Origin of the sequence: Streptomyces sp. SID12501 (assembly GCF_010550245.1) — a bacterium.
Lineage (GTDB): Bacteria > Actinomycetota > Actinomycetes > Streptomycetales > Streptomycetaceae > Streptomyces.
In genome coordinates this window covers 1-403 of record NZ_JAAGLU010000929.1, presented here as the reverse complement: position 1 = coordinate 403, position 403 = coordinate 1, and the positions used below count along the sequence as shown (strand labels likewise).

Here is a 403-nt window from a genome sequence, read left to right as displayed (position 1 = left end):
CGTGCGGCCTGCACCGCCTCGGGCTCCGGCGGCGCCATGCTCGCGAACGAGCGCGCGACGTTCACGAGCACGAGGCCGATGATCGTGATCGGCAGCGCGGCCATCCAGACCCACGAGTACCGGTCGTCGCCGGTGGACCAGTGCAGGAGCGAGGCGCCGATGCCGGCACCGGCGACGAACGCGATGAGGAGACGGATCACGTACTGCACGGTAACAAGTGGCGCCGCTGACCTGCTGTGATGCGGACGACACGTGACGTGCGGCGCCCCGGAGGGCCGCCCGCCGGGACGCCCCACGAGGCCCCGGGCCGTCAGCCCCGCGGGTCGATGGGGAAGTTCTGGTCGAACACGTGGTCCGGGTCGTACGTGCGCTTGAGCGCGCGCAGCCGGTCGAGCGTGAGCGG

At 72.2% G+C, this 403-nt stretch carries 2 protein-coding genes; both read right to left on the bottom strand.

The genetic code is table 11. The annotated features are described in order from the left end of the window. Nucleotides 1–200 (bottom strand): hypothetical protein (locus G3I71_RS49190; RefSeq protein ID WP_164325498.1); only part of this gene is annotated, 200 nt, incomplete at its 3' end. Between the two features lie 110 nt (nt 201–310). Continuing rightward, nucleotides 311–403, bottom strand: a 93-nt coding sequence (locus tag G3I71_RS53135) for a BBE domain-containing protein (protein ID WP_164325496.1), incomplete at its 5' end; no start/stop codon positions are given.